5 protein-coding genes and 1 pseudogene are annotated in these 8,547 nt (G+C 40.3%); all 6 read right to left on the bottom strand.

Annotated features, from left to right (window positions below):
- Window positions 1–886 precede the first annotated feature (886 nt).
- Entirely contained in the window at window positions 887–1,645 is a 759-nt protein-coding gene (locus tag ACM0OX_RS34305) for an FHA domain-containing protein (RefSeq protein ID WP_414519519.1), read from the bottom strand.
- A gap of 608 nt (window positions 1,646–2,253) precedes the next feature.
- Entirely contained in the window at window positions 2,254–3,849 is a 1,596-nt protein-coding gene (locus tag ACM0OX_RS34300; protein WP_414519517.1) for a protein kinase domain-containing protein, read from the bottom strand.
- A 694-nt stretch (window positions 3,850–4,543) separates the two neighbouring features.
- Window positions 4,544–5,374 (bottom strand): squalene/phytoene synthase family protein, encoded by an 831-nt coding sequence (locus ACM0OX_RS34295; RefSeq protein ID WP_414519516.1) that lies wholly within the window; start codon window positions 5,372–5,374, stop codon window positions 4,544–4,546.
- A 1,001-nt stretch (window positions 5,375–6,375) separates the two neighbouring features.
- Entirely contained in the window at window positions 6,376–6,810 is a 435-nt protein-coding gene (locus tag ACM0OX_RS34290) for an acyl-CoA thioesterase (protein WP_414519515.1), read from the bottom strand.
- Between the two features lie 41 nt (window positions 6,811–6,851).
- Window positions 6,852–7,439, bottom strand: coding sequence for a TetR/AcrR family transcriptional regulator (locus tag ACM0OX_RS34285; RefSeq protein ID WP_414519513.1), 588 nt, complete (start codon window positions 7,437–7,439; stop codon window positions 6,852–6,854).
- Between the two features lie 389 nt (window positions 7,440–7,828).
- A pseudogene (locus tag ACM0OX_RS34280) lies at window positions 7,829–7,971 on the bottom strand (NADH-dependent alcohol dehydrogenase); the annotation flags it as partial.
- Window positions 7,972–8,547 lie beyond the last annotated feature (576 nt).

Genomic DNA, 8,547 nt, shown 5'->3' with positions numbered 1-8,547 from the left:
GCCCCTAGAAAAGATTATTGGTAGATGCACCCTGATAACTCACTCCCCTAGTAGGGTAACACCCACTGGGGGTTTTTTTTATTAAAAAAAATAACTGACCCTGATAACTCACTCCCCTGATAGGTTAACACCGACTGGGAGTTTTTTCTACTACTTGCGTTACCAATAGCGATCGCGAATACGTCTAGCAAAGAAATCATAGCGAGTCTTTCCCTCTCAAAGATGCTACGCGTAGCTTGCTTCTCCATAGAGGTACGAGCTTTACAGCCCATCGTAGATATCAACCCTAATTTAGTTCTTTTTTCCCGGAGGATGCTGGCTGCCCCTAGAAAAGATTATTGGTAGATGCACCCTGATAACTCACTCCCCTAGTAGGCTAACACCCACTGGGGGTTTTTTTATTTAAAAAATAACTCACCTTTGTACAAATTTATCCGGAGTATGGCCTTCAACCTGAGAACACTTAATTGGTAGATGCACCCTGATAACTAACTCCCCTAGTAGGTTAACACCCACTGGGGGTTTTTTTTGCCGTAGACGCGTAGCGGTGAGCCACATAACCGGAGTAAATCACTATCACTACTTTTGTTGCTACTGCTGGTAGACCTTAGAGTATCCTCCTGTTGCCAGGATAGAGCGTAATTTACTCACTCAATCTCTGAATCGCTTTCTTTTTATTGTGAGCTAGAGATGCGACTCCAAAATGATTGCTATGATATTTAATCACATTCTTAATTTTTTTTATATATTTGGTATATTTTGACGAGTTCCCTTTTAACTTTCATTATTTGTCTGCCTCAGCAAACCTTCGCTTCTTACTCAGCACAGATTAACAGACTAAGTGTCACACTACCGCTAACAGCACTTCTGAAGCAATTGAAAACTGCTAGAAGTTCCAATTTTTTAGCTGGTTGGGATTAGACGGTATTTGTGCGGTAAACAGGCGGTCTAAAATTTCTGATTTCTGTTCCGAACTGAAGTTGTCATAAAAATTTTCAAGCTTCTCAACTATGCCGAAATTTCTGAAAGCCTCTAAATTAGAATCTGGTTTTTCAATTAGAGGTTTTTGTCTATTCTGGGAATAAGCAAGTATGTCTACTGTATGATTATTCTTTCGATGCACAAGCTGCATCAATAAATCTATTGCAACAGTTGGCAGAACGCGGTAGGTAGAAGTCACGAAAAAATCAAAAGTCATATTTCCCAGACGAATGCGATCGCCATCTTTGAGCTGAATCGGACTAACAGCGCGATTACCATTCACAAACGAGCCATTGGTACTTTTGAAATCAATTAAGTAAAAGCCTTGCTCGTCAATATGCTGAATAGCAGCGTGGCGACGAGACAGATGATTGTCAGCAATGCAAATACCACTGGTGCGATTACGACCTATCGTCCAGATTTGTTGCGGCTGTCGTAAACTCTGAGTCTGATTGTCGCCCAAGTTAGTCATCAAATAAACAGCAGCACTATCCACTACACCATGTACGTAACCCGTCGTCTTGACTCTCCTCAACGACGGTTGAGATAGGTTTTCTAGCTGAAGTATTTCATCTAGAAGGCTGCTGTGGTGTTCATACAACTTGAGAAATACTTGATATAAAGTTAATCGCCGTTCTATTTCCGTTTGTGCAAAGTCAGTCATTGTACGTAAACCTTATACTACCTGATTTCGGTTGTAATATACATCTACAGCCGACAATCAGGAATAATTGATTTTTTGCTTTTTGCTGCCATCTGAAAAATTTAGTGGTTTAGGATCATTCTATTTTACAAATTTTAGGTGTGAGATTCCCTGTTATTTATAGCCATAAAAAGCATGTAAATACCTTTAGAAAATTATTATGATGCTTTATTGTTTATTGTAAATAATCATTTGTTATTTGTAACAGATAAAAATCATAAAGATTTCATGAAGAATTAACAAACATCTACGTATTTTTGCTAGATATTTGGATATTTCTTAATATTAATGAGAGTAATGGCTATGGCTCAACCTAAACACTATACATATTTGGTCAATTCTGAATAAATCTAAGTTTTTATCGAAAAGAATCAGGGCTAATTTCCCCAGATGTGAGAAAAGTTTAGCCTTGTGATTCTGATAAAATGAGTGTTTTAAAATTGTTAATAAAAATACAGAGCTTAATATTAGGAGAATATTCGCATAGAACTATGGCGACAAAAGAGGCTATTCCCGATGAATTAGGAAATTCCATCCGTCTATAGATTGCGGTAGTTCACACTTTCAAATCACAACAAACCTCGTTTTCCATTGGGGCGCACAGTCATCCAATTTGTTTTTGCTAGTGCTAGCTGCTCATCAGAAATTTTGGCACTGGTGAGATTAGCACCACACAGATTAGCTCCTCGGAGGTTAGCATTGCTGAGATAAGCATTGCTAAGGTCTGCGCCTCGCAGGTCTGCTCCTTCTAAATCAGCATGGTTAAAGTATGCTTTGCTCAAATTAGCATCCTTAAGATTTGCTCGAGTCAGACTGGCTCTGCCAAAGTCACTATTGTGAAGATTAGCTCCCTGAAGATTGGTTTTTTGCAATTGAGCAGAATGGAAATTTGTTTGAGATAAATCAGCACCTTGCAGATTTAGCAAATTTAAATTGTGTAAGGCAAAATCTCGTCTTCCCTTCAGATAAGCTGTTAATAAACCTTGGGTATCTAACTTCCGCCCAACTTTAGAATTTTGACCTTGTGAACTATTGCTGTTGCTACTGAAAGTCGTTGATTTGGCCATCCCAGAACCCTGGTTTGATCCCGCGGCTTCCGCTGCCTTGGCTCGTCTAGCACGAATCGCCGCCGCTACCTGTGCCACTCCAGTACTGGTAGCAGCAGGGTTGTTACATAAAACAGCAGAATTTTCCAGGTGGTTATGTGTTCGCTCTTTAGATCCATGATCGGATTTAATCAGCAAACCCTTTGCTAAACTATCTAAGTATGGTTCTATTTCCAATGCTCTAAGAACTTCTGCCGCTGACTGATAGCGATTACGTACAGACACCTCTAACATTTTTCGTAACACATTGCCCAAGTGATCGCTCACTTGCACAAGCTGCTCCCACATCATCTCGCCAGTGTTGGGATTGTAATCTAAATCTTTAGGAGTTTTGCTGGTCAGTAAATAAATGCATGTTACCCCTAGTGCATAAATATCACTGGCGTAGACTGGACGCATAGCCATTTGCTCTGGAGGTGCAAAACCAGGAGTACCAATTGCATACGCAGTTAATGCTGTCTGTCCAGATGGGCCTGTCGCACCTTGGCTGATTTGGTTTTTGACGGCACCAAAATCGATAAGTACCATTCTGGCATCTTGAGTGCGGCGGATTAAGTTGGCTGGCTTAATATCACGGTGAATCACCTTTTGATCGTGGATGTATTGCAATAGTGGCAAAATCTCGCTCAAAAATTGCTTGACTCCAGTTTCACTCAAGATGCCGTTAAGTTTGACCTCCTCTTGCAAGGTGTCACCACTGATATATTCTTGAATTAAGTAGAATTGCTCGTGATCTTCAAAATAGTCTAACAATCTTGGTACTTGGGGATGATTGCCAATCTTACCTAGAGTTTTGGCTTCTCGCTCAAAGAGTTCTCTGGCCATCTGTAAAACGTGTGGGGCGCTTCCTGATGGGCGTAATTGTTTGATTACGCAACTCGGTTCTCCTGGTAAGCCTTGATCGTTGGCTAGGAAGGTCGCTCCAAAGCCACCCTGACCTAATGGTTTGATCACCTGATAGCGATCGCGCAACAGTAGTTGCGAGCCACAAGACTGACACCTTTGGCTATATACCAAATTTTCTGGATTGGAACAGGTAGGATTTAAGCAGTAGCTCATGCACTCTCAACTCGCTGCACGAATAATCACGGGGAGTGTTATACTCCCTTTCAATTATTTAGATATTAATCAACTCTTGCCAGGTAATTTCTGCTGGAAATCCTTTGAAGAGTTCCTAAAGTTTAGCTGAGATTACCTACAGCGATCGCTAAACAAGATTATTTATTATACTTACATTGGCAAATACTGTTTATGCTACTTTCTACCAATTCCTAATTCCTAATCACGCTCTCTCAAGGCTTGTGGGGTTAATCACGCTATTATCCCATTCATAAAATCAGCTTTAATCTGATTTTTGCATGGGAGAATTGGTATGAAAAGGTATTGGAGGGCAGTGCCCAATGCCAGTTACTATATTTGGGGAAACCCCAGACGACGCTCGCGGACTCGCTCAAAGCGTTGGCGCAGCCTAAGAAGAGAAGCCATACCGTTGGCGAACGCGAGTGCGTGTCGCAGACAAGTCTCTGGTACCACTTTGTGGAAGCAAGCTACGCGTAGCGTCTCCCAAAGGGAGAGGCTAATGCCTTTTCTTCTCTACGAGACGCTCCGCGAACGGAACGCTCCGCGTTCGCGGAGCGTCTCGTAAAGAAGAGAGAAAACCGTACTGGCTACCCTACAGAAAGTCGCTGTAGGATTTTGGATGCCCAAATTTGGAGGCAATTTAGAATCATCTCCATTAGTCGTTAAGAGATTATTAGCTAGCTTTCATGTTCACACTAGTCAGCTGTTCAATAAGTGCAAAAACATCACTGCGGCTGAGTTTCTCTTTACCATTAGCAAGGGCGTCAAGAGTGCCGTTTGCCAAGGTGAAGGGGATTTGACAAAAATCTAAGGCTGGCCCGGTAGGAAGGTCTTTGATATAAGCTTCGGCCAGCCCGATATTGCGTCGGGCATACTCTTGCATATTTTCTGCACTCCAACCTTCTGGGAAGAATTCTACTCCACGCCCCAAATCTTCAGTGTGGTTACGCAGGATATTGACTGCTTGTAAACCCCGACCAAAACCAATCGCCTGGATACGGTTCGTTTGTGTTCCATCATACCAAGTCCATAAATCAGAAAGTAACAGTCCCACTGCACCTGCAACTCCAAAGGTATAACGATCTAAATCAGATTCTGTATAAATTTTCCAGTTTTTTTCTGCCCAATAAGCCATCCGGTCTGCCATTGCAGCAGTGGCATCCCAAATTCGAGGTGCAATAGTGTCTGGTGCTAGCAGTGACCATTCTCTAATCCTCAAAGTGACTTCTTCTAATGAATTCTCATACCCACTAAATCCTGCAAAGAAAGCATCTATCGCGAAGCCATCAACTCCTGCCTGCAATGTCAGGCTAATAGTTCTTAACAGCTTTGCTTTAGTAGCATTATCTAGTTCGGGATGATCTTCAATTTCATCAATGGCACGCATACACAAATATGCCGATGCTACTGCTTCTTGCAATCCTGGCGGTAAAACACTAATTGGGATATAAAAAGTTCGGCTAGTTTCTTTGAGGATTTGCAATGCATCTCTACGTAAATTCATGTTTTCACTCCCCACTTGATTTTTGCACCACATGAAGTTTGCAGTTTTTTGATGATACTGGATATAGTTTTGACTAAACCTTAAAAACTATAGACTATAAGATACGCTAGTATTTCATCTAAAAATTGATAGTTTTTGGTATTGCAATTAACAAAACTCTCAAATTTATCAAAGTTTAGTCTAGTATAGAGGTTTTTGGGTGCAAAAGTGTTTGAAGTGTCGTTTGATATAGCTTTCATAAACTTTTAGTATATATATAAAGAATTATGGTAATATTTGGTTGGATATGACTAAATTTTTCCATAAGCAAACATCCATTTTAGCGATTTTAAAGTGCTTTAAGTCTGCGTTAATCTGACTAAGAAAGTGTAATTATTGTATATATAAAGACAATTCAGGAAAAGCTGACAACGGATAACAGCATTTGTACATACCTTTCGATGGGTACAGTGGTTTACCGAAGAGTTAGGGTCAGTTAAATCGGACGACATATAAGGCTGTAATGCCTGAGTTGGACTATACCTAATCTATTGGAATCAGAACCGCTTTACTGTTCAAAGTGACATAAAGTGACCAAAACTCAAAACAAGAAGTTCCCGTATATTTACGAGATTAACAATAAAAAAGTTGGCTGTTTACCCACTCAACACAATATTTGTGAATATTTGACCTCTCATATCATGTCCGCTTGATTGCTTATTAAACCCTAATAACCCCAAAGAGCTTAAGCTACACTTCGTCTCCACTCCTCGCTTGTCTACAGTGTACACAAGCCCCGATGCGGAGAGGAGATTAAGGGTAAGCATGAAGAAATTAGTAAGTTTTTAGATTGACCCCCTCCCCATATGCTTTTACCAAGGAGAGGTGCCGCAGGCAGTGGGGTTATTTCGCGTATTCATGAATAATCGGTATCATAGTCCAGATTATGTTTACACACAAACAAACCGAACAGGCTGTAAAAAATTAAAAAAATATCGAAGTATTCCTAATTATTAAATTTTCTAAATCCCTTGTTGATACTGTAAATATTTTTTCTGTAATTCCTCTGGAATGGGAATAAGACGATTATTTTGCAGACTGACAAAACCACCCTTCTGGCTAGCCACTGCTGCTAACTCATTGTTAGATAAAATTTCAGCTTGCACAGTCCACTTTAAGCGTCCTAAACCACTCAGCCATAAACGTCCAATCACTCGATCGATAATCTTTATTGGACGTTTATATTCAATTTCAGTCCCAGCTAGAATTGGTGTATATCCTTGTTCAATTTGTTGATTGAGTTGCCAATGTTCATCTAAAAACTTTAGACGTAAATCCTCTAGCCATCTGATATACACGATATTACTCACAATTCCCATAAAATCAATGTCGTATGTTTTGACAGGAATTGCTAATACTACTTCTAATGGCCTGTGTGAGTTGTTATTTACTAGCATTATTTCTCTTGAGATTTTTTAATACTGCTCGGTCTGTTCAATTAAAGAGAAGTTTTCAAGTATTGATTTAGGTGATTAATTACCCTATGGATATGAATTGAATCTCCATAAAGCTTGCTCATCATTATGCCTCCTTCCAACGTTGCGATTATGATGGTAGCGATTTCATCAGCACTGACTTCCGGGCTAATTTCACCCTTTTCAATTCCTTTTTCAATAATTCGACAAATTAGATGTAGCCAAGAGTTCATCGCTTGTTGAGCACGTTCTCGCAACGCCGGATGAGCATCATCACTTTCCACAGCAGTATTCAGCAGTGGACACCCTCCCTTGATTGGTGGATTTTCTGCGAAGCTACTAAACACCCCAATGATTGCTTGCAGACGTTCTACTGCGTGGTGTTTGCTTCGTAATGCAAATCTGGTATGCTGCTTAATGCGAGCGATCGCAAAATCAAAAGCCTGTAGTACGAGATCGTCTTTGCTTTGGAAGTGATTGTAAATTCCTCCTTTCTGCAATCCAGTTACACGCATAATGTCTGACATCGATGAACCTGCATACCCCTGTTGATTAAACAGTTCGGCTGCTTGCTCAAGAATTCTGGTTTTTGTTTCTTCGCCTTTGGACATTACAGCGATTTTGATAGTAGAGAGTTTATTGAATTGAAAATTGCTGTAAATAAAATATTACCGACCGAATGGTTTGATTTAAAGTATCATGGTAGTTGTTTGTAAGTCAATATTTTTTCAACACTGAGTAAAGAACTAGTGCAGTACGGCGTCAAACCACCCCTGACGCTCGATGACTCGCTAACGCTGCGCTAACGGGTTCGGCAGTTCCTCATGAGGCGAACCCCCTTGGCGGTAGCCTCTCCCTTTGGGAGAAGACCGGACTGCCTCACCATTCAAAACCAATGAAATGCTTACGCTGTATTAATTTTTAATTTTTAATTTTTAATTCCGCCTTGCGGTACTAGGCATTGGCTATAGCCAAAGTTTGCCAATGCAGACTTCACCTAGTTATAGACGCCGTTAGTTTTGATGCTACCTCACCATAATTAATCAGGATTCTGGCATTATCAGGAATTTTAGCAGCAATGTTGGCGATTTGACCTTTGCTAAACAGGATTTTGACTGGATTGCAAAAAACAAAGTTTTCTATGAGTCATTAAACTAGGGAATCGGAATTGACCTTGAGTATTGTAATCACTTTCAGGATGTTGCCTAATTGCAGCATCAATGCGATATATCGCTTCTCTACAAAGTTTGGAATTATCCTTATGGTTATTAACTTGTAGGTGAATTTTTGAGCAACCAGTCTGTAGGGAGTTTGACTAACTGCGGTGTATTATCCAGATAATTGAGCGATATACAACGCGAATACGCTGGACGTTTAATCATACTTACGAGTAAAATACGGTAAGTGCATCGCCTTACGTGGTTTTATATGTAAAACTGTAGAAAAACCTAGTTATAAGTTGAGTTTAGCAGAGCGACTGACCAATAAGCAGTTATCAAAGTCTGTTTAAGCTAAATGCCAGTTGTCATGCTTACAAAAACTTCCACACAGGTTTTAAGTTGTCCAGGAATCCTTGAGAAACGCAATAACTTGTCATAACTAGCCCTGTCTACCACTGGGCTATAGTTTGGCTGAGTTGCTGCAACTGTTCGTAGTTAAGTCAGTGGTGCGATTCGGTGATTAGCGAATAACGGTAATCAGTCCGTAAATAACTAATCC

The organism is Nostoc sp. PCC 9305, assembly GCF_963920915.1.
Taxonomy (GTDB): Bacteria; Cyanobacteriota; Cyanobacteriia; order Cyanobacteriales; family Nostocaceae; genus Nostoc.
Note: the sequence above shows the minus strand (reverse complement) of the source record. Positions and strands in the feature narration are given on the sequence as shown.